This window comes from Kingella denitrificans ATCC 33394 (genome assembly GCF_000190695.1).
Taxonomy (GTDB): domain Bacteria; phylum Pseudomonadota; class Gammaproteobacteria; order Burkholderiales; family Neisseriaceae; genus Kingella_A; species Kingella_A denitrificans.
In genome coordinates this window covers 647,489-669,889 of record NZ_GL870929.1, presented here as the reverse complement: position 1 = coordinate 669,889, position 22,401 = coordinate 647,489, and the positions used below count along the sequence as shown (strand labels likewise).

24 protein-coding genes and 1 pseudogene are annotated in these 22,401 nt (G+C 53.9%); 12 read left to right on the top strand and 13 right to left on the bottom strand.

All coding sequences use genetic code 11. The features are described 5' to 3' along the window. Window positions 1–38: 38 nt before the first annotated feature. Both HMPREF9098_RS03300 and glnE read right to left on the bottom strand, forming a co-directional pair. Window positions 39–398: a hypothetical protein gene (locus HMPREF9098_RS03300; protein WP_040564227.1), complete on the bottom strand. Its 360-nt coding sequence runs from the start codon at window positions 396–398 to the stop codon at window positions 39–41. Between the two features lie 42 nt (window positions 399–440). Then, window positions 441–3,152, bottom strand: a complete 2,712-nt coding sequence (glnE, locus tag HMPREF9098_RS03295) for a bifunctional [glutamate--ammonia ligase]-adenylyl-L-tyrosine phosphorylase/[glutamate--ammonia-ligase] adenylyltransferase (RefSeq protein ID WP_003782006.1) — start codon at window positions 3,150–3,152, stop codon at window positions 441–443. Window positions 3,153–3,310: 158 nt separating this feature from the next. On the opposite strand from glnE, the gene HMPREF9098_RS03290 reads away from it, so the two are divergent. The 9 genes from HMPREF9098_RS03290 (at window position 3,311) to HMPREF9098_RS03250 (ending at window position 9,006) form a co-directional block, all read left to right on the top strand. Next, entirely contained in the window at window positions 3,311–4,399 is a 1,089-nt protein-coding gene (locus HMPREF9098_RS03290; protein WP_003782003.1) for a pseudouridine synthase, read from the top strand. 171 nt (window positions 4,400–4,570) lie between these two features. Then, window positions 4,571–5,182, top strand: a complete 612-nt coding sequence (locus HMPREF9098_RS03285; protein WP_147285399.1) for a hypothetical protein — start codon at window positions 4,571–4,573, stop codon at window positions 5,180–5,182. Between the two features lie 253 nt (window positions 5,183–5,435). Next, window positions 5,436–5,879 (top strand): hypothetical protein, encoded by a 444-nt coding sequence (locus tag HMPREF9098_RS03280; protein WP_147285400.1) that lies wholly within the window; start codon window positions 5,436–5,438, stop codon window positions 5,877–5,879. Between the two features lie 116 nt (window positions 5,880–5,995). Further along, window positions 5,996–6,376, top strand: coding sequence for a hypothetical protein (locus HMPREF9098_RS03275; RefSeq protein WP_040564225.1), 381 nt, complete (start codon window positions 5,996–5,998; stop codon window positions 6,374–6,376). A 39-nt stretch (window positions 6,377–6,415) separates the two neighbouring features. Then, window positions 6,416–7,114 carry a TIGR02117 family protein gene (locus tag HMPREF9098_RS03270; RefSeq protein WP_003781993.1) on the top strand — a complete coding sequence of 233 codons (699 nt, stop codon included), beginning with the start codon at window positions 6,416–6,418 and terminating at the stop codon, window positions 7,112–7,114. Continuing rightward, complete coding sequence (locus HMPREF9098_RS03265; protein WP_003781991.1) at window positions 7,114–7,596, top strand: DMP19 family protein; 483 nt, start codon at window positions 7,114–7,116, stop codon at window positions 7,594–7,596. Before HMPREF9098_RS03270 ends, HMPREF9098_RS03265 begins: the two co-directional genes overlap by 1 nt. A 36-nt stretch (window positions 7,597–7,632) precedes the next feature. After that, on the top strand, window positions 7,633–8,055 hold the full coding sequence (locus tag HMPREF9098_RS03260) for a hypothetical protein (RefSeq protein ID WP_003781986.1): 423 nt from the start codon (window positions 7,633–7,635) through the stop codon (window positions 8,053–8,055). Between the two features lie 10 nt (window positions 8,056–8,065). Then, window positions 8,066–8,575 (top strand): dihydrofolate reductase, encoded by a 510-nt coding sequence (locus HMPREF9098_RS03255; RefSeq protein WP_003781984.1) that lies wholly within the window; start codon window positions 8,066–8,068, stop codon window positions 8,573–8,575. Window positions 8,576–8,577: 2 nt separating this feature from the next. Continuing rightward, window positions 8,578–9,006: an EamA family transporter gene (locus HMPREF9098_RS03250; protein WP_040564224.1), complete on the top strand. Its 429-nt coding sequence runs from the start codon at window positions 8,578–8,580 to the stop codon at window positions 9,004–9,006. Between the two features lie 460 nt (window positions 9,007–9,466). On the opposite strand, the gene HMPREF9098_RS03240 is transcribed toward HMPREF9098_RS03250, so the two are convergent. Next, window positions 9,467–11,725, bottom strand: a complete 2,259-nt coding sequence (locus HMPREF9098_RS03240) for a nitric-oxide reductase large subunit (RefSeq protein WP_003781974.1) — start codon at window positions 11,723–11,725, stop codon at window positions 9,467–9,469. A gap of 344 nt (window positions 11,726–12,069) precedes the next feature. Between HMPREF9098_RS03240 and nirK the strand changes: the two genes are divergently transcribed. Continuing rightward, window positions 12,070–13,605: a copper-containing nitrite reductase gene (gene nirK, locus HMPREF9098_RS03235; RefSeq protein WP_003781971.1), complete on the top strand. Its 1,536-nt coding sequence runs from the start codon at window positions 12,070–12,072 to the stop codon at window positions 13,603–13,605. A 179-nt stretch (window positions 13,606–13,784) separates the two neighbouring features. Continuing rightward, window positions 13,785–14,537: a formylglycine-generating enzyme family protein gene (locus tag HMPREF9098_RS03230; protein ID WP_040564656.1), complete on the top strand. Its 753-nt coding sequence runs from the start codon at window positions 13,785–13,787 to the stop codon at window positions 14,535–14,537. A gap of 55 nt (window positions 14,538–14,592) precedes the next feature. Here the strand turns inward: HMPREF9098_RS03230 and ykgO are convergent, their stop codons facing one another. From ykgO to HMPREF9098_RS11350, 7 genes and pseudogenes are all read right to left on the bottom strand, one after another. Then, a complete protein-coding gene (ykgO, locus tag HMPREF9098_RS03225; protein ID WP_003781967.1) occupies window positions 14,593–14,718 on the bottom strand; it encodes a type B 50S ribosomal protein L36 in 126 nt (41 codons plus the stop codon). Next, the gene (locus HMPREF9098_RS03220; protein WP_003781966.1) at window positions 14,718–14,990 is read right to left on the bottom strand and encodes a type B 50S ribosomal protein L31; all 273 of its coding nucleotides are present in this window, start codon (window positions 14,988–14,990) and stop codon (window positions 14,718–14,720) included. The genes ykgO and HMPREF9098_RS03220 overlap by 1 nt, the downstream gene beginning before the upstream one ends. A 159-nt stretch (window positions 14,991–15,149) precedes the next feature. Beyond that, a complete protein-coding gene (locus tag HMPREF9098_RS03215) occupies window positions 15,150–15,407 on the bottom strand; it encodes a hypothetical protein (RefSeq protein ID WP_040564222.1) in 258 nt (85 codons plus the stop codon). Then, the gene (locus HMPREF9098_RS03210) at window positions 15,408–15,800 is read right to left on the bottom strand and encodes a hypothetical protein (RefSeq protein WP_040564221.1); all 393 of its coding nucleotides are present in this window, start codon (window positions 15,798–15,800) and stop codon (window positions 15,408–15,410) included. It lies immediately after the preceding gene. Between the two features lie 151 nt (window positions 15,801–15,951). Beyond that, window positions 15,952–16,476 (bottom strand): GNAT family N-acetyltransferase, encoded by a 525-nt coding sequence (locus HMPREF9098_RS03205; RefSeq protein ID WP_003781963.1) that lies wholly within the window; start codon window positions 16,474–16,476, stop codon window positions 15,952–15,954. A 120-nt stretch (window positions 16,477–16,596) separates the two neighbouring features. Further along, window positions 16,597–16,818: a hypothetical protein gene (locus HMPREF9098_RS03200; protein ID WP_003781962.1), complete on the bottom strand. Its 222-nt coding sequence runs from the start codon at window positions 16,816–16,818 to the stop codon at window positions 16,597–16,599. A 99-nt stretch (window positions 16,819–16,917) separates the two neighbouring features. Then, window positions 16,918–17,566 (bottom strand): annotated as a pseudogene (locus tag HMPREF9098_RS11350) (IS1595 family transposase). 183 nt (window positions 17,567–17,749) lie between these two features. On the opposite strand from HMPREF9098_RS11350, the gene HMPREF9098_RS03185 reads away from it, so the two are divergent. Continuing rightward, a complete protein-coding gene (locus HMPREF9098_RS03185; RefSeq protein ID WP_003781957.1) occupies window positions 17,750–19,225 on the top strand; it encodes an aldehyde dehydrogenase family protein in 1,476 nt (491 codons plus the stop codon). A 320-nt stretch (window positions 19,226–19,545) separates the two neighbouring features. Here HMPREF9098_RS03185 and HMPREF9098_RS03180 read toward each other — a convergent pair whose 3' ends face one another. The 3 genes from HMPREF9098_RS03180 to HMPREF9098_RS03170 form a co-directional block, all read right to left on the bottom strand. Continuing rightward, entirely contained in the window at window positions 19,546–20,121 is a 576-nt protein-coding gene (locus tag HMPREF9098_RS03180) for an NAD(P)H-dependent oxidoreductase (protein WP_003781955.1), read from the bottom strand. A gap of 79 nt (window positions 20,122–20,200) precedes the next feature. Then, on the bottom strand, window positions 20,201–21,685 hold the full coding sequence (gene ubiD / locus HMPREF9098_RS03175; RefSeq protein ID WP_003781952.1) for a 4-hydroxy-3-polyprenylbenzoate decarboxylase: 1,485 nt from the start codon (window positions 21,683–21,685) through the stop codon (window positions 20,201–20,203). Between the two features lie 19 nt (window positions 21,686–21,704). Further along, window positions 21,705–22,358, bottom strand: a complete 654-nt coding sequence (locus HMPREF9098_RS03170; RefSeq protein ID WP_040564653.1) for an NAD(P)H-binding protein — start codon at window positions 22,356–22,358, stop codon at window positions 21,705–21,707. Window positions 22,359–22,401 lie beyond the last annotated feature (43 nt).

Sequence of the window (22,401 nt, the reverse complement as noted above, 5' to 3'; positions counted from 1 at the left end):
CTCAAATATTCAGAGTGCAGGCTGCTTTTTTTGCACGTTCAATGCCGCCTTCTGCCGCCTTTGCGCTGGTCGGTACCGTCCGAATAGCTGCCTTTGCCGCCGTATACGCGCTCGTCCGGGTTGTCCGAATTTTGCGCGGGCTTTTCATCGGTGCTGCGGAATTGCTTCAATTTGCGGTCGAATTCTTCTTTGCGGATTTGTTCGGGCGAGCGGTCGTCATAGCTGCCTTTGGCGCGCAGGATTTGCGCTTCGGGCGATTTCGGGTCAATCACGATGCCTTGTTTGGCGGCTTCGCGGTTCACCAGCGAGCGGACATACGGGTGTTGGTACGCGGCGAACAGCACGGCGGCTATGCCGGCCAATATCAGCAGGGATTTGAAGGGTTGGGGGATATACATTTCGGTTTCCTTTTTGCGGGTGGATAGGGTGCAGGCTGCTTTTCAGCTTTGCGTTTCAAAGCGGACGGGCTCGCCGAACACCTGCTGCCACAGCGTTTGCACGTTTTGGTAGTGCAGGCGCAGTTCGCCGTTGATTTCGGTGCGCGCCAAATCGCGCAGGTTTTTGTTGTGCTGCAACTGGCGGTAGTGGCGGTAGGCATCGGCGCAGCGTTGGGCGAGGGCGGGGTCGATAAGGCCGCGCCGCGCCGCCATGCCGAGCAGGGCGATGTTGCCGTAGTTTTCCGTGAGTTTCGGTTCGCGGCCGCTTTCCGCCAGCACGAGGTATTGCACGATAAACTCCACATCGACCACGCCGCCGCGCGCGTATTTCACATTGCCTTCTTCCGGCGGATGGGTGGCGAACATTTTTTCGCGCATGGCGATGATTTCCTGTTTCAGCCGGGCTTTGTCGCGCGGCTGAGTCAGAATGCTGCGGCGGATGTCTTCGAATTTTGCGCCGATTTCTGCATTGCCGCAAATGAATCGGGCGCGGGTGAGTGCCTGATGTTCCCACGTCCAAGCCTGTTCGCGCTGGTATTTTTCAAAGGCGGCCAAACTGTGCGCCAGAAAGCCTTCTTCGCCGTTGGGGCGCAGGCGCAGGTCGATGTCGTACAGGCAGCCTGCACCGGTGCTGCCGGAGAGCCATGTGCTCAGGCGGCGCGACAGTTTGACGTATTTGTCGGCCGCGTCGGGTGCATCGTCTTCGTATAAAAACACCAAATCCAAATCGGAGGCATAGCCCAGTTCTTTGCCGCCCAATTTGCCATAGGCGATGATGGCGAATTTGGGCGCGTCCAAATGGCGCTTCGGCACGCTTTGCCATGCGTGTATCAGCGTTTGCTCCAAAATCAAATCGGCCAGCCGCGACAATTCGTCGCTCAGGGCTTCCACCGTCCATTGCCCCGCCAAATCCTGCACCGTGAGACGGAAAATCTGCGCGTGTTGGCATTGCCGCAGAATGTCCATTTTGGCTTCCATATCGCTGCCGCAGGCGTGCAGGCTGCTTTCCAGTTCTCCGGCCAGCGCCTGCCAGTCAATCGGCTGCATGAGCTGGGCGGACAAAAGCGCGTCCAGCAGGATGGGGTGGCGGCACAAATAATCCGCCAGCCACGCGCTTTGCGACATCAAATGCGCCAACTGATGCAAGGCGCGCGGGTGCTGCTGCAAAAACGCCAGATATGCGCTGCGGCGGCTCACCGTTTCCAAAAAATCCAGCAGGCGAGACAAGGTTTCGTCCGGCCGCAGGCTGCATTGTGCGGCGGCTTCGGCCACGCGCGGAATCAGCAAATCGAAGCGTTCCTGCGCATGTGCCGACAAACGGCGGTATTTGCTGCTGCTTTTCAACTGCGCGAGCGTGCCGGCCAACGAAGCAGCCTGCACAAAGCCCAATTCCGCCAATGCCTGCCCCATGCCTTCGCTGTCTTCGGGCAATGCCTGCCATGCCTGCACCAGCGGTTCGGAAGCGGTGTTTTGCCCGTCGGTTTCCGGCTCGTCCAGCGTTTCGTTGAAAATGCGGGCGACATTGTTGCGGTGTTGTTGCAGGCAGCCTGCACATTCCGCCCACGAAGCAAAACCCATGCTCTGCGCCAGCCGTTCCTGCTGCTCCGGATTTTGCGGCAGCGTTTGCGTTTGCTGGTCGTCCCAATATTGCAGGCGGTGCTCCATATCGCGCAGGAAGCGGTAGGCCGACAGCAGCTGCGCCACCGTGTCGTGCGGCAAAATGCCGGTTTCCGCCAGCTTTTCCAGCGTTTCCTGCGTGCCTTTCAGTTGCAGGCTGCGGTTTTGCCCGCCGCGAATCATCTGGAAAATCTGCGCGATAAATTCAATCTCGCGGATGCCGCCCGCGCCCAGTTTGATATTGTCATGCATTTGGCGTTTCTGCACTTCCTGCCGGATTTGGCGGTGCAGCTCGCGCATGGCGTGGTAGGCGTTGTAGTCCAAATATTTGCGGAACACGAACGGGCGCACCAGCGCGGCAATGCCGTTTTCCTGCGGCGTGATGACGCGCGCCTTGCACCAGGCATATCGCTCCCATTCTCGCCCCTGCGTGACCAGATACTGCTCCAACGCCGCCTCGCTGCACACCAATGCGCCGCTGTCGCCGTCCGGCCGCAGGCGCATGTCGATGCGGAACACCTGCCCGTCTTCGGTAATGTCGTCCAGCAGCGCAATCAGTTTCTGCCCCACTTTGGTGAAAAATTCCTGATTGGTGCGCTCGCGTTTGCCGTTAGTGCCGCCGTTTTCCGGATAGACGAAAATCAAATCCAAATCGGACGACACGTTCAACTCGAACCCGCCCGCCTTGCCCATGGCCACAACGGCCAAATGTTGCGGCTGCTGCGAATATGCGCCGATGGGCGTGCCGTACATGCCCGTGTAATATTGATGGCTGAACGACAGGGCGGTGTTGGCGGCGAAATCGGCGAATTCGGTAATCGTGCGCGTAACTTCCGCCAAATCGGACAGGCGGCAAAGGTCGCGCGTCATGATGTGCGCCATCACGTGGCGGCGCAGAAGCCGCAGTTGCCGTGCCAGCTCCGCTTCGTCTTCGTCCGACAAAATGCGTTGCCAGTCGGCAAAACCGGCGAAATCTTCGGGCGTGAGCGGACGCGGCAGCCAGTCGTCCAGCCGCGCCAAATCCAAGCGCCGATGGTCGAGTTGCCGCGCCAGCCATTGCGAATGCGGGCGTGTTTTTTCCAGCAGGGAGTTTGTCATTGCGGTTTCTTTCGTTTCGTTTGGGTGTTCGGCTTCATTATATCGCCGGAAATTTGTGCCGTGCCAGTATCGGATTACGATACAATACGGATTTTACCCATCCTGCCGCACACGCCGCAGAAGAGTGTTTCCCACCGGAATACTAGGAGATTTTCACCATGAGCAAGAAACAGCCCCAATCCAAACGCGAATTTCGCGACGGCATCAGCAAAAAACGTCCTGCCAAATCGGCCAAACCCGTATCCAAAACCGCCAAAAGCAGCCTGCACTTTGCCAAACGCGGCGAAGCGGAACAAGCGCAGGAACACCGTTCCCAACGCGGGCAGCGCGGCGCGGCACGGCACGAACAATCCCAAAAAGAATATGCCGCGCCCGTGAAGCAGCGCGCCGCCAAGGCACGCAAACTGGTGGTGCGCGCGCCGAACCAAAAAATCCAGCAGCATGTGCAGGAATTGAAAGAGAAACGCACCGATTTGTCGCGCATTGAGCCGGAACGCTTGCAAAAGGTGCTGGCGGCCAGTGGTGTCGGTTCGCGCCGCGAAATGGAAGAGTGGATTAACAACGGCTGGGTGCAGGTGAACGGCCGCGTGGCGGTGCTGGGCGAGAAAATCACGCCGGAAGACCAAGTGACCGTGAAAGGCAGCGCCATCAAGCTCAAATGGGCCGACCGCCTGCCGCGCATCATCCTGTATTACAAGCAGGAAGGCGAAATTGTGTCGCGCGACGACCCGCAGGGGCGCGTGAGCATTTTCGACCGTCTGCCGCAGGCGGCCAGCAGCCGCTGGGTGGCCATCGGGCGGCTGGACATCAATACCAGCGGCCTGCTGATTTTGACAACTTCCGGCGAACTGGTGCAGCGTTTTGCCCACCCGAGCTTTGAAGTGGAGCGCGAATATGCGGTGCGCGTGTTGGGCGAACTGACGCAGGAGCAGATGAACGCATTGAGCGAAGGCGTGATGCTGGAAGACGGCTTGGCACGCGTGGAGCGGATTTACGAGCAGGGCGGCGAGGGTGCGAACAAGTGGTACAACGTGGTGCTGAAAGAAGGGCGCAACCGCGAAGTGCGCCGCCTGTTCGAAAGCCAGGGCTTGACCGTGAGCCGGCTGGTGCGCGTGGGATTCGGGCCGATAGGGCTGCCGAACCGCCTGAAACGCGGCCAGTTTTACGAGCTGAACCCGATGGAGGTGGCCAATATCATGAAATGGGCGGATATGCTGCTGCCGGGCGAGCGCAGGCGCAGAAAATAAAAGTGCAGGCTGCTTTTGAATGCTTTTTGATCTTGAAAAGCAGCCTGCGCACGGCTTCGGGTATCGGCAAATGGAGACGGTTTGATGGAGACATGGAAATTTAACCGCAATATTGCGAATGTGCTGCAAGAAATATTTTTGATTGGCTTATTTTGCTTGTGGGTATATTCGATGAATAACGGTGTTTGGGATTGGCGGGATTATTTTCTGTATATCGTATTCGCATGTATTATTTGGTTTCTGTATGGCTTGTGGCAGGAGATCAAAATCATGATTTATGCCTTGGGGCATGATGAATTTATCCGCCTCACGCCCAGCGAAATCCAATATTGCCTTTATCCCGGCCAAGGCAGTGTGCCCTATCGGTGGATAAAGTATTTGGATTATCAGGTTAAGTACAATAAATACAAAAATGCGGTCGGCGGCATAGTGCTGATTGAATACCTGCGCCCCGGCACGGCGGATTTGCAGCAGCTCAAATGGGATATGTGGCGCATTGTCCCGCATCCCGAAGATTGGGAGCGCACGATTCAAGACGTGTTTCAAGCCATTGCCGCACATGTTCCCGAAAGCCAGCGGTACACGCAGGAGGAATATCAACAGCTGGGCGCCCGCAATAAAAATTACCTGCAGATATGGCTGGAAGGCATGAAGCGTAAGGTGAGCGAAGTGACGGGCATTCAAGACGATAAAGAAATCAATTCCCTATTGTGGTATTTGCTGTGCATTACCGTCAGTTTTTCCTATGTGCTGTATCAAGTGTTTGTGATTTTCAAGCAATAAGCATTCGGCAACGTGCAGGCTGCTTTTCAAGTGTAAAGGAGCTTTCGAAAGCAGCCTGCACACGGCAGGGCGCAGGTTTGGGGATTGGGAATAAGGAGGAAACTCAATGCATACATGGAGATTTCGCCGCAATAGTATACCTGTATTGCATAACATATTGTTTATTTGCGTGCTTGTATTCTGGACATGGGAGGAACATCGGTTAAATAACGATGTATGGGATTGGAAGAATCATCTTTTGGCAATATTGCCCGTGAGTGTTATCGTCATATTGTGCCTGTATGTTTTGTGGCGGCAAATACAAATTTTTATTTATGCTTTGGAAGGTGATGAATTTATCCGCCTTGCACACCGCGAAATCCAATATCGGCTTTATCCCGTTCAAGGCAGGCTGCCGTATTCATGGATCACATATTTGGATTATCGGATGAATTACCGCTACCTCAACGAAAACCGTGTAACCGGCGGTGTGATATTGATTGAATACCATCACCCGGATATAGCGGGTTTGCGGCGGCTCAAATTGGATATATCGCGCATTATTCCGCAACCTGAATCATTTTTCCGCAGCTCCAAAGATTTGGAGCGCACGATTGAAGAAGTGTTTCAAGCCATTGCTGCACATGTTCCCGAAAGCCAGCGGTACACGCAGGAGGAATATAAACAACTCGGCCCCCGTAATAAAAATTACCTGTAGATATGGTTGGAAAGCATTCGGCAACGTGCAGGCTGCTTTTCAAGTGCAAAGAGGCATTCAAAAGCAGCCTGCACACGGTGGGGCGCGGATTCGGAGTTGGATTGGAGGGTAATCATATGAATACATGGCAGATTATTGTCATCATTATTATTGCGCTGATTGTATATGTCATCATCGACAACAAACGCGAAGCGAGGCAGCGCCGCGAACGCAATGCCAAAATCCTGCCCGAAAACGGCTGTATTCCGTTTATCCGTCCCGATCGGCTGTATAACGTGGTGCTGTCGGATGGCAAGGCATTCTGCCGGGTGGCTGTCATCGGGCAGATGCAGCAGGAAGATAATCCGTTCTGCGGCTGGGACGGCGTATTCGTTTTACAGCACGAAGATGGCAGGCATGTGTTCGTCCGGCAAGGGCGCGTGCGCTATATCGAAGAAGTGCAGGCTGCCTGCCAGTTGGCGGACAATGAATCCAACCGGCGTATTGCAGCACCTTAAAAATGCAGGCTGCTTTTCCATTCCCAAAAACATAACGACATGATGCGCAAACTGATTCGATACGCCCTTTATCTTTGCGGCAGCCTGCTGCTTGCCGTGTTGCTGTATGGCGCGGCGGCGGTACTGTTGGGCAACTGGCGCATCCAAGTGCAGAATGACGCGGAAAAAGCCGACATCACCGTGTATTTAATCAGCAACGGTGCGCACACCGACATTGCCATGCCGCTGCACCATCCCGCGTTTTCATGGGCGCGGTACGCATCGACGCAAGACACGGCCGGCGGCAGCCCGAACGCGCGTTATATCGCCGTCGGCTGGGGCGACCGCAAATTCTATCTGGAAACGCCGACCTGGGGCGATTTAACCGCCGCCACCGCATTGCGCGCGATTGGCGGGCTTAACCAAACTGCATTGCACGTCAGCTTTCTGGACGATGTGCCGGAGAATGAACGCACCGCCGCCATCACCGTCAGCGAGCGGCAGTATCGGCAGTTGGCGCACAATATCGCCGCCGACTTCCAGCAGGAAAACGGCCGAAGCCTGCCCATACGCGGCGCGTATTATGCCGATAACGATGCGTTTTACGAAGCGAACGGGCGCTACCACCTGTTCAATACCTGCAACACATGGAGCAACCGCCATTTGAAGCAAATCGGCGCGGGCGGCGTGGCATGGACGCCGTTTGCCCATGACGTGATGAACGCATTTCCATCAACCCAACGGAAGGACGAACGATAATGGCTATGAATTTTGAAATTTCCGCCGCCCAAACCAACCGCCTGTTCACGCATTGTTTGGAACAGTTGGAAGCGCATCCGCGCTGGTCGGCATCGCCGCAGTTGAGCCACGCGCAGAATATGTTGATGGCGTATTTGCGCATGGACAAAATTGCCGAAGAGGAAGGCTTTGCCGCGCTGATTGCACAAGGCTGGGGCGAAACGGTGCTGGACGGCGCACTGGCGGAAACTTTGGCGCAATGGGGTATTGACGTGTTGCCGCACATCCTGCGGCAGGCGGCCGTGCATTACCGCGAATTGCGCGCGCAGATTGAGGCGCAGGCGCACGCAACGCCCGATGAACTGCGCGAGGCCTTTCCGCAGTTCTCGCCGCTGGATGAAGAATATTTTATTGAATGCGAAGAAATTTTCCCACAGGTGTACACTTATGTGCGCGCGCATTACGATGATTTCGCCGCGCTGTTGGATTTTCAGGCGGATTGAATTTCCGCATTTTCCAATCATCAAAAGGAATTTTGAATGAAAACATATCTGTTTGCCGCTGCGGCTTTGTCCGCCACATTGACCCATGCCCACCTGCTGCCGCCTGCGCAGGAAAAATTCGAGTGCACTTATCAGGATTTGACGCGTGCCGGCAGCCCCGTTGAAAAAGCAGCCTGCATCTATCGGGACGGCCTTCCGCCGCGCCCCGCATACGAATCCGACCGCACAACCGACGTATTGCGGGAAACGGTGTACGTCCATTTGGATAACGGGAAATCGGTAACGTTCCAGCGCGAATACAAACGCAATGCCGAAGGCGGCAGAGAGGTCGCGGCCGATTGGATGGACGGGGCGGCGTATCGGCGGGAAGTGCGTACGATAGACGGGCAGGAGTGGCCATGCTTCCGTTCGGACAAGGCGGAATTGTGTTTGCGCAAAATGCAGCCTGCAGGCCGATAAGGAAATCGTGATGCAGAAAATTACTTTGGTCGCCGCCGTGGCGCAAAACCGCGTGATTGGGCGCGATAATCAGATGATTTGGCACATTCCCGAAGATTTTGCGTTTTTCAAGCGCTTCACTTCGGGCAAGCCCGTGCTGATGGGGCGCAAGACGTGGGACAGCCTGCCGCTCAAACCGTTGCCGAACCGCAGGAATATCGTGGTGTCGCGGCAGGCGGGTTGGCAGGCCGAGGGCGCGGAAGTGTTTGCCGATGTGCAGGCTGCTTTGGCGGCTTGTGCGGACGCGCCGGAAATCATTGTGATGGGCGGCGAGCAGATTTATACGCAAACGCTGGCGTTGGCAACGGATTTGCGTTTGACAGAGGTGGCGCTGCGGCCTGAGGGCGATGCGTTTTTTCCCGAATTTGCCGCCGGCGATTGGCAGGAAGTGTCGCGCGAGCGATGTGTGTCTGAAAAAGGCGGGACGGCGTTCGATTTGGTGCATTACCGGCGAAAAGCAGCCTGCACGTTAGGAGAATGAACATGGTACAGTCTTGGTTTTATTGGGCGGCCGCTTCGGCCGTGTTTGCCGCGATGACGGCGATTTTTGCCAAATTGGGTTTGCAGGGTGTGGATTCGGATTTCGCCACGTTCATCCGCACGCTGGTGATTGTGGCGGCGCTGATGCTGTTTCTGACCTACGCGAACAAGTGGCAGCCGCTGGGCAGCCTGACGGGGCGCAACTGGCTGTTTCTGGTGCTGTCGGGCTTGGCGACGGGTGCGTCTTGGCTGGCGTATTTCAAAGCGTTGCAGCTGGGCAAGGCATCGCAAGTGGCGCCGGTGGACAAGTTCAGTTTGGTGCTGGTGGCTTTGTTCGCGGTGTGGTTTTTGGGCGAAAAGCCGAGCGGCCAGGAATGGCTGGGGATCGGTTTGGTGGCCGCGGGGGTGCTGGTGTTGGCATTGAAGCGGTAATGGCGAGATATTGGAAAGCAGCCTGCACTTTGGTTTCCCGGGTGCAGGCTGCTTTTTGATGGCTGGAAAAATGGGCGGGGCAGGGCGGCATAATACCTTGCGGACTTTGGAAACACGGTGTTTGTCGATGGGCAAAACAGCCTGCATTTTTCGCACGAAGGTGGTCGGGGGGCGGCCACCTAAAGCGTGGGTATGGCGGCGCAACGCCATGCGAACCGTCAAAATTCAGCGCACAAATGGCAAAAAGCAGCCTGCATTTTTTCCCCAATGAAGGTGCAGGCTGCTTTTTTGAATTGCCGTATTATTGGCGAAGTTTGCATGGCGTTGCGCCGCCATACCCATGCTTTGTGGCGGGGTGTTCCCTATGAAAGCAGCCTGCACTTTAATTCGGCATGATTCACGGCAAAAAGCAGCCTGCACTCGGAAAACCAAAGTGCAGGCTGCTTTTGTGTGCTACGGATTAAGCGGAGGTTTTGTCTTTGCTCAAGGACATTTTAATCACTTGGAGAGCAAACAGACATGCGCCGCCAATGAAGACCAAGTCGGACAATGTACGAATCCAGCGGAAGCCTTCCAAGAAGCCTTGTTGCAGGAATTCTTCACTGCGCGCATACCACAAGCCGTGGGTGATGGATGCGGCCGCTTGGAAAACACCGATAGGCAGCAGGCTGGAAGCAATCATGCCTGCCAAACCGGCGTTCATCATCCAGAAACCGATGGTCATTTGTTTTTCATCGTATGTGAAGTTCGGTTTGATGTAGCAGCCGACCATCAATACGAAGCCCAGTGCCAGGAAGCCGTACACGCCGAACAATGCCGCGTGCGCGTGAACCGCAGAGGTGTTCAAGCCTTGCAGGTAGAACAGGGAAAGCGGCGGGTTAATCAGGAAGCCGAACACGCCGGCACCCAACATATTCCAGAAGGCAACCGCTGTGAAGCTCATCAAAGGCCAGCGCAGGCGTTTCATCCAAGGTGCGGCGTGTTGGTGAGACCAGTGTTCGTAGGCTTCATGACCCAGCAGAATCAAAGGCACCACTTCCAATGCGGAGAATGACGCACCGGCGGCCATCACAGGCGTGGTCGTACCGGTGAAGTACAAGTGGTGGAACGTACCGGGCACGCCGCCCACTAAGAACAGGCTGCCGGCCACCAAAGAAGCAGTGGCGGCGGATTTGTAGCTCACCAAGCCCAAGTTGTAGAAAATAAAGGCCAATGCGGCAGTGGCGAATACTTCAAAGAAGCCTTCCACCCACAGGTGAACCACCCACCAGCGCCAGTATTCCATCACGGCCAAAGTAGTGTGTTCGCCGTAGAACAGGCCGGGCGCATAGAACGCACCCACACCCACGATAGACGCTACGAAAATCGCCAGCAGGTTTTTGTCGCCGCCATTTTTGAAGGCAGGCACGGCGCAACGCAGCATCAGGAACAGCCACAGCAGGAAGCCCACGGTGAGCAGCAGTTGCCAGAAGCGGCCCAAATCCAAGTATTCGTAACCTTGGTGGCCGAACCAGAAGTTCGCGCTGCCGGACAATTTGTTTAATACGATGGAGGTGAAGTTACCTGCATAAGAGCCGGCCACCACGATGAACAGGGCAACATACAGCAGGTTCACACCCAATGCTTGGAATTTGGGGTCTTTGCCGCCGTTGATGATGGGGGCAATGAACAGACCGCCGGTCAGGAAGCCGGTGGCAATCCAGAACAATGCAGACTGCAAGTGCCAAGTACGCGCCAGCGAGTAGGGCAGGAGTTGCGACAATTCAACGCCGAAGAAGGTTTGGCCTTCCACGGTGTAGTGCGCCACCAAGCCGCCCAGCAAAATTTGCACGATGAACAAGATGACGGTCAGAGCGGCATATTTCCACAAGGCTTTTTGTGAAGGCGTCAGCACGATTTTGCCCAATGGATCTGTCAATGGCGCTTTCGGTGCTTCTTCGTGGCTGCGCAGGAAGTGGTAGCCCCATACCAGGAAACCAACACCCATCAACAGGAACACGATGGACGCGAACGACCACATATAGTTTTCAGTGGTAGGCACGTTGTCGATCAAAGGTTCATGCGGCCAGTTGTTGGTGTAGGTTGCCACGCTGTCGGGACGGTTGGTCGATGCTGTCCATGCTGTCCAGAAGAAGAATTGCGACAAATGTTTGCGCGCTTCTGCATCGGGCAACGTGTTGGTGCGCATAGCGAACGATTCACGGGTTTTGTTCAACGTTTCGTTGGAAGTGTCGCCGCCGTACAAATCGATATAGTATTGAGACACTTGCTCAATCGCTTTCACGCGCGTATCCGACAGTTTTACCGTGCCTGACGAATCCATCGGGCTTTGTTCGCGGTATTCCTGTTTCAAACGCGCCAGCAATGCGGCTTTTTGCTCAACGTTCAATTCGTCAAATTTTTTCTGGTGTTCCGCTTGAGCGGTCAAATCCAGCCATGCGACCAATTCGCGGTGCAGGAAGTCGGCCGTCCAGTCGGGGGCTTGGTAGGCGCCGTGTCCCAAAACGGAACCCAATTCCATACCGCCCGTGCTCTGCCAAGCCGATTGGCCTTGCAGGATGTCGTCTTTGGTCATGATGACCTGACCCGACTCGGATACGAAACGCTCTGGGAACGGAGGTGCCTGTCGGTAAACTTCGACACCTAAATAACCCAGCAAACTGAAGGTAATGGTCAGTACGGCAAATAATGCGTACCACAGCTTTTTATACTGTCCCATTTTATGCTCCTGATTTTTAAGTGGTTGGTTAATAAACTTAGTGATTGAATAAATTCATTTTCAATGAATGTTAAAGATTGTAGCATATTGTCGGCAATATGTACAAAAAACAACAAAGCCGCATGGTTGTGCAGGCTGCCTTTCAACCATTTGCTGTACCTGATTCCATCGGTAATGCAATGATTTTTTTCAGCAAGTGGATTGTATCGATAAATTCTTAAAAAAAGTAGGGGTAAATTGATAGAAGATTTGACATTTATCAATATTTGTTAAATGCGGTTAACCCATAATGCGCATGTGTAAAGAATATTTGAATCACTAACCACTCCTGATAAGGAACTATCATGAAACTTCACACGATTGCAGCATTATGCGCTTCCGTATTTGCTCTTGCCGCTTGCCAGCAACCGCAAACTTCGGCTTCAAAGCAGTCTGCACCTGCAAACACTGCTCCAGCCAGTGACGCGGCGGCAACTGCGTCTTCTTCTCCGGCGCCTGCCGCAGCCTCTGCGGAAGCGGAAGTGGCCGCAGCGGATTTGCCGGTTATCGAAGGCGTGACCACATTTGCACCTGAAGCGCCTCCCCCTGTGAACCGCAACCATGCGGCACGCGTCAAAGTGAAATTTGAAGTGCAGGAAAAAGTAATGCGTATGGCCGATGGTGTGGAATATAAATTCTGGACGTTCGGCGGCCATGTTCCCGGTCCGATGATCCGTGTACGCGAAGGCGATACCGTGGAATTGGAATTTGCCAACCGCTCTGATTCTACCGTGCCGCACAATATTGACTTCCACGCGGCAACAGGCCCTGGCGGCGGTGCGGAAGCATCGTTCACTGCACCTGGCCATGTGAGCACGTTCAGCTTCAAAGCCTTGCAGCCTGGTTTGTATATTTACCACTGTGCCACCGCACCTGTGGGCATGCACATGGCCAACGGTATGTACGGTTTGATATTGGTTGAGCCGAAAGAAGGCCTGCCTCCTGTAGATAAAGAGTTCTATGTGGTACAAGGCGACTTCTATACCAAAGGCAAATACGGCGAAGCCGGCCTGCAACCGTTCGATATGGAAAAAGCCATCCGCGAACAACCTGACTATGTGGTCTTCAACGGCAGCGTAGGCTCTATTGCCGGCGATAATGCCCTGAAAGCCAATGTGGGCGACAAAGTACGTATCTTTATCGGTAACGGCGGTCCTAACTTGGTGTCTTCGTTCCACGTGATCGGCGAGATTTTCGACGAAGTGCGTGTTGAAGGCGGCACACTGATTAACAAAAACGTTCAAACGACTTTGGTTCCTGCCGGCGGTGCCGCTATTGTGGACTTCAAGATTGACGTTCCGGGCGTGTACAACTTGGTTGACCACTCCATCTTCCGTGCGTTCAACAAAGGTGCTTTAGGCCAAATCCGTGCTACCGGTCCAGAGAATAAGGAAATCTTCTCCGGCCGTATTACCGAGGGTATCTATCAAGGTGAGGGCGGCGCGGTTCAAACCGTACCGCTGACCGCCAGCGAAACGGCCAAAGCCGCTGCAGGCGCGCCGACCGCCGCCAGCAAAGATGACCGTATCCGCTTGGGCGAGGCCATCTTTAAAGCCAACTGTATCGCATGTCACGGCGCGGAAGGTAAAGGCGTGGAAGGCGCATTCCCTCCATTGGCCGGTTCCGACTACCTGAATGCTGACCCTAAACGCGGTATTCAAGCCGTGGTGAAAGGTTTGAGCGGCGAAATCTCCGTGAACGGCAAAACCTATAACAGCGTGATGCCGGCCGTGAACCTGAAAGACGAAGACGTGGCCAACGTGCTGACCTTCATCTTGAACAGCTTCGGCAACAAAGGTGGTGAAGTGAAACCTGAAGATGTGGCGGCAGGCCGCAAATAAGGTTCGTAACACAACCGTATATGCGCTAAAATAACGCATCATGAAAGAGAAGCTGCTTGCCACCCGTTGATGTGTGTGCAGGCAGCTTTTGGCGTATCGAAACAAAGTGGATTGTGCGGAAATGACGGTATCGGTTTGCCGTCGTGCCCGCCCACTGTCATTGTTAAGGATGATTGATGATGAAAGCGATGTATATCTCTCTGGCATGCGGTTTCGCATTGTGTGCAGGCAGCCTGCACGCGGCAGACATGGCGAGAATCGAAGGCGGTTCGTACCGCCCGCTGTATCTGAAAAAAAACACGCCGCTGATTCCCGTGAAAACTTTCCAGTTGGACAAAACGGCGGTGACCAATGCCGAATTTGCCCGATTCTTGCAGAAAAATCCGCAATGGCAGCGCGGCAAAATCGGCACGCGCCAAGCGGAAGGCAAATATTTGGAACACTGGGTGAAGAACGGTTCGGGCTACACGTATAAACCTGCCGATGCGAACAAGCCCGTGGTGAACGTGTCGTGGTTTGCCGCAAATGCGTATTGCACCTCAATCGGCAAACGCCTGCCCACCATTGACGAATGGGAATATGCCGGACTGGCCTCCGAAACCAAAGCCAACGGCACGGACGAAGAGAGCTACAACCGCAGGATTTTGGATTGGTATGCCAGCGGCGGACGGCGCGGACTGCGCAATGTCGGTCAGGGCAAGCCCAATTTCTGGGGGGTTTACGATATGCACGGCATGATTTGGGAGTGGACGGAAGACTTTAACAGCAGCCAGCTCACATCCAGCAATGTCGATCCGGGCTCGTTCTGCGGCGGCGGTGCCAGCAACAGTACTGACCCGAGCAATTACGCTGCGTTCATGCGCTACGGCATCCGCACCAGCCTGCAAGCCCCGTTCGTGTTGAACAATTTGGGTTTCCGCTGCGCGAAATAGCCATAACAAAGCAGCCTGCACCAGGAGTTTGGAAGTGCAGGCTGCTTTTTTGCCGTTAGCGCTGGCGTGCCTTAAAGCGCGGATTGGATTTGCAAATCACATAAACTTTGCCTCTGCGGCGAACGATTTGGCAATCGCGGTGGCGGGCTTTGGCGGCTTTGAGTGAAGATAAAACTTGCATTATTTACCCTTTCTGATGGCAGACATCATGCCTGCAAAGCGTTGGTTGAACTGGCTGGCGCGGCCTTCTTTGTGGTGTTCGCGCTGTTTGCCCGTGTAGGCCGGGTGCGATGCGGACGACGTATCGACATAAAATACGGGATAGCTGTTGCCGTCCGTCCATTCGCGCGTTTGATTGGTGGGCGCGCACGAACGAATCAGCCAACCGGTGTCGGCGCTGCTGTCGTAAAACAAAACCATGCGGTAGTTGTCGGGGTGGATACCTGTTTTCATCGTTTTCTCCTGTCAGAAAATGTTATGGTATAACATCTAAAAATGAAAAACAAGTGCAGGCTGCTTTCTGAATCGCCCTATCTCAAAAACGGGCGGCAAAAAAAGCAGTCTGCACCGTCTGATTGGCATGGTGCAGGCTGCTTTTGCAGGAAGATACGCTCATTTTTTCATTTTCTGATACAGCCACAGCCCTATCGGAATCGCCATCAAACCCAAACCGAGCAGCGCCCACACCGAGATGCTCAGCAGCGTCCACACGCCGCCCATGAACAGCAGGCCGAACAGCACATACCCGATGACTTCGCCGATTGCCGCGCCGACAAATTCATAGAAAATTTGCGAGAGCAGGCTTTGTTTTTCCTGCGGTTTGGATTTGGGCGATTTAGATTTGGTGCGCCGAGGCTTGCTTTTGCCCATTTACCGCTCCTCTTCGGTTGCAGGCTGCTTTTGCTCCGGGCAGACGACCACCTGCGTGTGGCCCGGCGACGGCCTGTTGCGGAGGAGAACGGCTTCGTATGGCAGCTCGTCCTGTCCGTCGCCGCTAAATGTCCAGTTGGGCAGCGGTTTGATTGTGCAGGAAAACAGCGAGCAGAAAAATTGCGTTTCCTGCATATGGCCGCCAGCTTCCAGCGTTCGGCGGTTGAAGACTTTGCGCCACGGATTGAACAGCCCTTTGGCGCGGATGGTGATGTCGTGCGGGCATTGATTGACGATTTCCACCGTCTGTCCCATCGGTTGCGATAACGCGCCGGCAAACGGGGAAGTGGCGCACAGAAGCGCGGCAGCGGCGATACGGGCGGATGATTTCACGGTGGTTCTTTCAAATCAAGGGCAGGTGCAGGCTGCCTGATGGATATTGGGATGATGTTTGGAATGGTGTGGGTTTATTGACCGTCAGAAATTTCGGCGCGGCAAAATAGCGCGGTTCGGTAGGCTACAAATTAGGGAGATATAGCGATTGCTACGCTTTCTCCAACACATAGATTACCGCCCGATGCGTCTCACCCGTCGGCTTGGAAAAGAAGTGTTCTTCAGTGTGATGAGGATAAAATCCGCATTTTTCCAGCACGCGTTGCGAAGGGGTATTTTCCTGATAAGCCACAGCCCAAAGCCGCACCAGAGACAATTCCTCAAAAGCATAGGCAACCACCGATTGCACCGCTTCGGTTGCATAACCCTTTCCCCAAAAATCCTCGCCCAGCCAATAACCTATTTCCGCTTCACGGTCGCTCATAGGCAGATTGCTGTCGTTTTGAAAAAGTAGGCCGATGCTGCCTATCGCTTGATTATCTTCTAAGCAAATGGCAAAACTATGCGGCTTGCGGAGAACGTGTTCAATAATTTCGCGGCTTTCCTCCACGCTGGTATGAGGAGGCCAGCCGCACATCGCTCCGATTTTAGGGTTGTGGGCCTGTTCATACACCGCTTCGGCATCGGTCAGCGCCCAAGGGCGGAGGATTAGGCGGGCTGTTTTTCGTGTTTCCATGCTCAAAAATGCCTAATATTGTTTGGAAGTTTTGTTGAAACGCTGCTTTCAGACGGCCTTCCAAAAGGTGCAGGCTGCCTGAAACGCCTGTTTTTACAACCACAATTTCCCCAATTCTCATCAATAAAATTGCGTTTCCTGCATGCGCCCGCCTGCTTCTAGTGTTCGGCGGTTGAAGACTTTGCGCCACGGATTGAACAGCCCTTTGGTGCGGATGGTGATGTCGTGCGGGCATTGATTGACGATTTCCACCGTCTGCCCCACCGGTTGCGATAACGCGCCGGCAAACGGATAAACGGTGTACAGAAGCACGGCAGCGGCAATACAGGCGGCTAATTTCACGGCGTTCCTTTCAAATCGGGGTTTGGGTGTTGCTATGGTTGAATACGCTTATAATCTCGGGATAAAAAAGGATATAATTCATGGGGCTGTCCTAGATAACTAGAACAAATCGTTCCTTACCAATTGTTTCAAAATAGAGATTTGAACTTTTATCTCACTGTTGCTAAAACGCCATTCGCACTACTTTAAATATAACTCAAAATGCTCCTTGGGAATGCCGTTAAATTTGCGCAAATGCCGTTTTGCCTGATTCCAAAAGTTCTCAATGCTGTTGATGTGGTTTTGCCTGTCGGCAAAATGTGTACTATGGTTGATGCGCAAATGGCTAAACTCGCTGACATCCAGCACATCATAGCTTTTGTAAAAATCCGTATAGACGATACTGTCAGGCGTGACCTGCTCACGGATAATAGACAGTAAGGTGGTTGTCTAAGTATTGGGTACGGCAACGGTATAAACCTTACCGTTTCACTTTAAAAGCCCGAATACGGCGACTTCCCTGCCGCACCGCGCCCCGTCTGCCTTTGCGATGCCCGCCAAAGTAGCTTTCATCTGCTTTTACTTCTCCATCCAATATTTCAAAATGCGGGCTGCTGTGAAATATAAGCAGACGCAGCCGGTGGAAATAATAGGCTGCGGTATTTTTGTTAACACCGACCAATTGAGCTGCCGTTCTGGCGGTAACGCCTGCAACGAATAGTTCGATGAGCTTGTTTTGCTTGTACTGACTTAGGTGGCCTCTTCTCATGGGGATAATTCTAACTGGAATTGGATCTCCCTGGTTATCTAGGACAGCCCCTTGAAATTTTGAGAATATTATCATTTTTAATGCTTGAGCTTAAGCAAAAAAAATGCTATCTTGTTCTCAGACGACATTTGATAAACGTCTACAATCCAAGAAAGACAACTAATGAGGTAAGGAGACAGCATCATGGCAAAAGATTTAAATGTGTTTGATAAAGAGTATGGCCTCTTGATCAATGGCGAGTGGACGGAACCCGGCGCGCTTTTAGATTCGTACAATCCCGCCAATGGTGAAGCATTGGCGAAATTTACTGACGCGACCGATGCCGATGTCGATGCCGCTGTCGCCGCCGCGCAAGAAGCGTTCAAAACATGGCGCAAAACCACCACCACCGAACGCGCCGCCATACTCAACAAAATCGCCGATGTGATTGACGAAAACTTGGAATTGTTCGCCTTGCAGGAAACGCTGGACAACGGCAAACCCATCCGCGAAACCCGCGCCGCCGACATCCCGTTGGCTTCCGACCATTTCCGTTATTTCGCCAGCGTCATCCGCGGCGAAGAAGGCACTGCTACCCAGCTTGACTCCGAAGACCTATCTATCGTCCTGCGCGAACCCATCGGCGTAGTCGGTCAAATTATTCCGTGGAACTTCCCCTTCCTGATGGCGGCTTGGAAAATCGCACCAGCACTTGCCGCAGGCTGCACCATCGTCATTCACCCGTCTTCCAGCACTTCGCTGAGCCTGTTGTCGCTCGCTCAAAAAATTAACCACCTGCTGCCTAAAGGCGTATTGAACATTATAACCGGACGCGGTTCTAAATCCGGCGAATACATGTTGCACCACAAAGGTTTCAACAAACTCGCCTTTACCGGCTCAACCGAAATCGGCCGCCGCATCGGCATCGCTGCTGCCGAAATGCTCATTCCCTCTACCTTGGAGCTGGGCGGCAAATCCGCCAACATCTTCTTTGACGACATGCCGTTCGACAAAGCGCTCGAAGGCGCGCAAAAAGGTATTTTGTTCAACCAAGGCCAAGTGTGCTGCGCCGGTTCGCGCATCTTCGTACAAGAAGGCATTTACGATAAATTTGTCAGCGCCTTGGCGGAAGAGTTCAAAAAAATTAAAGTCGGTTTGCCTTGGGAAGACGACACCCAAATGGGTTCGCAAGTCAACGCCGGCCAGCTCGAAACCATTTTGAAATACGTCAAAATCGGCGAACAGGAAGGCTGCCGCATCATCACTGGCGGTAAGAAAATCGAAGGCGCGTTGGGCAAAGGCGAATTTGTCGAACCGACCTTGATTGAAGCCGACAGTAACAACGCCCGCGTTGCCCAAGAAGAAATCTTCGGCCCGGTTGCCACCGTGATTAAATTCAAAACCGAAGAAGAAGTCATCAAAATGGCGAACGACAGCGAATATGGCTTGGGCGGTGCAGTGTGGAGTACCGACATCAACCGCTGCCTGCGCGTTTCCAATGCGCTGGAAACCGGTCGCGTTTGGGTGAACTGCTACAACCGCCTGCCCGCAGGCGCACCGTTCGGCGGCTACAAAACTTCAGGTATCGGCCGCGAAACCCACAAAATGATGCTCGCCGCCTACACGCAGGTGAAAAACATCTATATCTCCACCCGCGAAGAGCGCGAAGGCTTCTATTGATTACCTGTTGAACATCGTTTATTGATGTAGAAAAAAGGTCGTCTGAAATCCGGATTCGGGTTTCAGACGACCTTTTTTGGAATTGCAGTCAGGTCATCGTTACCTTATCGACGTTTCAAATTACCTAGTTAGCTAAAAGCCTGTCACATCACACAAGCAATGATTGTCCAAGCAAATACCAGTCTCGCTGCCAATATCATCACACATAACAGCTAGACAGCAATTGCTTCACGGCGGTCTTTTCAAATCGGGGTTTGGACGGGTGCAGGCTGCTTTTTGTGATATTGAAATAGTGCTTCCAATAATTTAATGATTTAGAATCACAGATTTCGACTTAAATCTGCCAAAAACGCCTGCCGCTGTTCGTCGGTGGATTTGTCCATATTGCCGAAGTTGAGCCATCGGCGCTTGGCGATACCGATGCCTTGGAGCGTGTGTCCCACCATCGCTTTACCGATGCCGTTGCCGCAAAACCATTTCAGATACCATGTAGGGGCGGTGGACGTGCTGATGACCAAGGCTTCTTTGATATTGGTCAGGTTGCCTTTCAGACCGGTGGCGGTGGGGACATAGGCAAATGTTTTCAGGAAAACCTTGTCTTCAAATCCTTTGACGATGGCCGGCATATCCGCCCACCAGATCGGGAAGATGAAAATTAGGCGGCTGGAGGCTTTCAAAAGTTCTTGATAACGCAGAACCAGCGGATCAAGGGCTTTGCCTTGATTGAACAGGGCAAGCTCTTCTTTGGTGTAGGCGGGGTTGAAGCCGTCTTCATATAAGTCGATCAGTTGGTATTTTTCACCTTTTTCGTCCAACAGTTGCTGTACCCGTTGCAAAATACCGTAATTGAAGCTTTGCTCGTATGGGTGCGCGTAGATAATTGTAGTGAATGACATTTTTCTCCTAATACAATCAAAATAATGGATTATCCGTTGCAGGCTGCCTGAAAACCATTGGAATACTTCAACATTTTCTCTATAACCCCAATTCCCCCCAAATCTCATCAATTTTAGCCGTAACCGCAGGGTCTTTTTTGATCACCCGCCCCCATTCGCGGTCGGTTTCGCCTGGCCATTTGTTGGTTGCGTCCAAGCCCATTTTGCCGCCGAGCCCGCTGACGGGGCTGGCGAAGTCGAGGTAGTCGATGGGCGTGTTTTCCACTAAAACGGTGTCGCGTACGGGGTCCATGCGCGTGGTTACTGCCCAGATGACTTCTTTCCAGTCGCGCACGTTCACATCGTCATCCACCACAATGATGAATTTGGTGTACATAAACTGGCGCAAAAACGACCAGCAGCCCATCATCACGCGCTTGGCGTGTCCGGCGTACTGTTTTTTCATGCTGACCACCGCCATGCGGTAGGAACAGCCTTCTGGCGGCAGGTAGAAATCGGTGATTTCGGGGAACTGCTTTTGTAAGAGCGGTACGAACACTTCGTTCAACGCCACGCCCAAAACGGCGGGTTCATCGGGCGGTTTACCTGTGTAGGTGGAGTGGTAAATCGGGTTTTCGCGCATGGTGATGCGCTCGACCGTGAACACGGGGAAATGGTCCTGCTCGTTGTAATAGCCCGTGTGATCGCCGTATGGGCCTTCCAACGCGGTTTCGTTCGGATGGATGACGCCTTCCAACACGATTTCGGCGCGGGCGGGCACTTGCAGGTCGCTACCGATGCATTTTGTCAGTTCGGTGCGCGAGCCGCGTAGCAAGCCGGCAAACTGGTATTCGCTCAAAGTGTCGGGCACGGGCGTAACCGCGCCCAAGATGGTGGCGGGGTCGCAACCGAGCACGACGGCGACGGGATACGGCGTATCGGGATTGAGTTTGCGGAACTCCTGATAATCCAGCGCGCCGCCGCGGTGCGACAGCCAGCGCATAATCAGCTTGTTTTTGCCGATTAATTGCTGGCGGTAAATGCCTAAGTTTTGGCGTTTTTTGTGCGGACCGCGCGTGACGGTCAAGCCCCATGTTACCAGCGGCGCAACGTCTTCTGGCCAGCAATGCTGAATCGGAAGTTTATATAAATCAACGTCGTCGCCTTCCCACACGATTTCCTGACACGGCGCATTTTTCACCACATTCGGCGCCATGCTCCAAATGTCTTTCAACAGCGGCAGTTTGGAAAACGCGTCTTTGATGCCTTTGGGCGGTTCGGGTTCTTTCAAATACGCCAGTGTCTGCCCGATTTCGCGCAGCTTGGACACGCTGTCCGCACCCATGCCCATCGCCACGCGTTCGGGTGTGCCGAACAGGTTTGCCAACACGGGATAATCGTAGCGCGTACCGTCGGGCTTAATCGGGTGTTCAAACAGCAACGCCGGCCCTTCGGCGCGCAGCACGCGGTCGGCGATTTCGGTCATTTCCAAATGCGGGGAAACGGGATGCGCGACGCGCTTGAGTTTGCCTTGCGTTTCCAGCAGGGCAATGAAATCTCTTAAATCTTTGTATTGATGGCTCATAATTTTGCTTTGGGTGGGTTTATGGTGCAGCCAGCCAAATATCGGCGGCTTCCAGAATATGCACGCCTTCGGGAAATTCTGCGGCGGCGTGGCACATGGCGCGTGCGAGTGTGTCGGTGGGCATGGGCTTTTGGCTGCGGAACAGGCCGATGGCGTTCAGGCCGCGCAGCAGTTTCACGGTTAGGATTTCGCTGGGGCGGTCGGAGTGGTCGCGCACCAGCATGGGCGGCCGCAGAATCACGGTTTTGGCGAAGGGCAGGGCACGGACGGCATTTTCTAACTGCCCTTTCATGCGCATATAGAAAAAGCGGCTGTCGGTATTGGCTTGCGCGGCCGACACCAACACCAACACGCCCACGCCGTTTCGGGCGGCGGCTTGGGCAAAGGAAAGCTGGTAGTCGTGGTCGATTTCAAATTGGGCGGACTGGCTGCCTGCGGTTTTGAGCGTGGTGCCCAAGCAGGAAAACGCCGCGTCGCCTTGCACCAGGTGCACCCAAGTTGCAGGCTGCCTGAAATCGACGACCTGATTGACCCATTTGCTCTCTGTGCCTGCGGGGGCGGGTATGGGGCGGCGGGTGAACGCGGTGATTTTACGATAGCGGCCGTCATTGCCCATCAGGCGGGCGAGCGATGTGCCGGTGGCGCCGCTTGCGCCAATGATTAGGGCGTGCATATCAGGTTTCCGGAATGAAGGGATGATGGAAAAACCGTTTGAA

Excerpts from the sequence above, each read along its gene's own strand:
- HMPREF9098_RS03290 (WP_003782003.1), top strand. The coding sequence starts at position 3,311 with ATGAGCAAGAAACAGCCCCAATCCAAACGCGAATTTCGCGACGGCATC.
- ubiD (WP_003781952.1), bottom strand. The coding sequence starts at position 21,685 with ATGAGCCATCAATACAAAGATTTAAGAGATTTCATTGCCCTGCTGGAA.
- HMPREF9098_RS03220 (WP_003781966.1), bottom strand. The coding sequence starts at position 14,990 with ATGAAAACAGGTATCCACCCCGACAACTACCGCATGGTTTTGTTTTAC.
- HMPREF9098_RS03300 (WP_040564227.1), bottom strand. The coding sequence starts at position 398 with ATGTATATCCCCCAACCCTTCAAATCCCTGCTGATATTGGCCGGCATA.
- ykgO (WP_003781967.1), bottom strand. The coding sequence starts at position 14,718 with ATGCAAGTTTTATCTTCACTCAAAGCCGCCAAAGCCCGCCACCGCGAT.
- HMPREF9098_RS03230 (WP_040564656.1), top strand. The coding sequence starts at position 13,785 with ATGAAAGCGATGTATATCTCTCTGGCATGCGGTTTCGCATTGTGTGCA.
- HMPREF9098_RS03270 (WP_003781993.1), top strand. The coding sequence starts at position 6,416 with ATGATGCGCAAACTGATTCGATACGCCCTTTATCTTTGCGGCAGCCTG.
- HMPREF9098_RS03205 (WP_003781963.1), bottom strand. The coding sequence starts at position 16,476 with ATGGAAACACGAAAAACAGCCCGCCTAATCCTCCGCCCTTGGGCGCTG.
- HMPREF9098_RS03275 (WP_040564225.1), top strand. The coding sequence starts at position 5,996 with ATGAATACATGGCAGATTATTGTCATCATTATTATTGCGCTGATTGTA.
- HMPREF9098_RS03250 (WP_040564224.1), top strand. The coding sequence starts at position 8,578 with ATGGTACAGTCTTGGTTTTATTGGGCGGCCGCTTCGGCCGTGTTTGCC.
- HMPREF9098_RS03285 (WP_147285399.1), top strand. The coding sequence starts at position 4,571 with ATGAATAACGGTGTTTGGGATTGGCGGGATTATTTTCTGTATATCGTA.
- HMPREF9098_RS03240 (WP_003781974.1), bottom strand. The coding sequence starts at position 11,725 with ATGGGACAGTATAAAAAGCTGTGGTACGCATTATTTGCCGTACTGACC.
- HMPREF9098_RS03255 (WP_003781984.1), top strand. The coding sequence starts at position 8,066 with ATGCAGAAAATTACTTTGGTCGCCGCCGTGGCGCAAAACCGCGTGATT.
- HMPREF9098_RS03170 (WP_040564653.1), bottom strand. The coding sequence starts at position 22,358 with ATGCACGCCCTAATCATTGGCGCAAGCGGCGCCACCGGCACATCGCTC.
- HMPREF9098_RS03260 (WP_003781986.1), top strand. The coding sequence starts at position 7,633 with ATGAAAACATATCTGTTTGCCGCTGCGGCTTTGTCCGCCACATTGACC.
- HMPREF9098_RS03185 (WP_003781957.1), top strand. The coding sequence starts at position 17,750 with ATGGCAAAAGATTTAAATGTGTTTGATAAAGAGTATGGCCTCTTGATC.
- glnE (WP_003782006.1), bottom strand. The coding sequence starts at position 3,152 with ATGACAAACTCCCTGCTGGAAAAAACACGCCCGCATTCGCAATGGCTG.
- HMPREF9098_RS03215 (WP_040564222.1), bottom strand. The coding sequence starts at position 15,407 with ATGGGCAAAAGCAAGCCTCGGCGCACCAAATCTAAATCGCCCAAATCC.
- nirK (WP_003781971.1), top strand. The coding sequence starts at position 12,070 with ATGAAACTTCACACGATTGCAGCATTATGCGCTTCCGTATTTGCTCTT.
- HMPREF9098_RS03265 (WP_003781991.1), top strand. The coding sequence starts at position 7,114 with ATGGCTATGAATTTTGAAATTTCCGCCGCCCAAACCAACCGCCTGTTC.
- HMPREF9098_RS03180 (WP_003781955.1), bottom strand. The coding sequence starts at position 20,121 with ATGTCATTCACTACAATTATCTACGCGCACCCATACGAGCAAAGCTTC.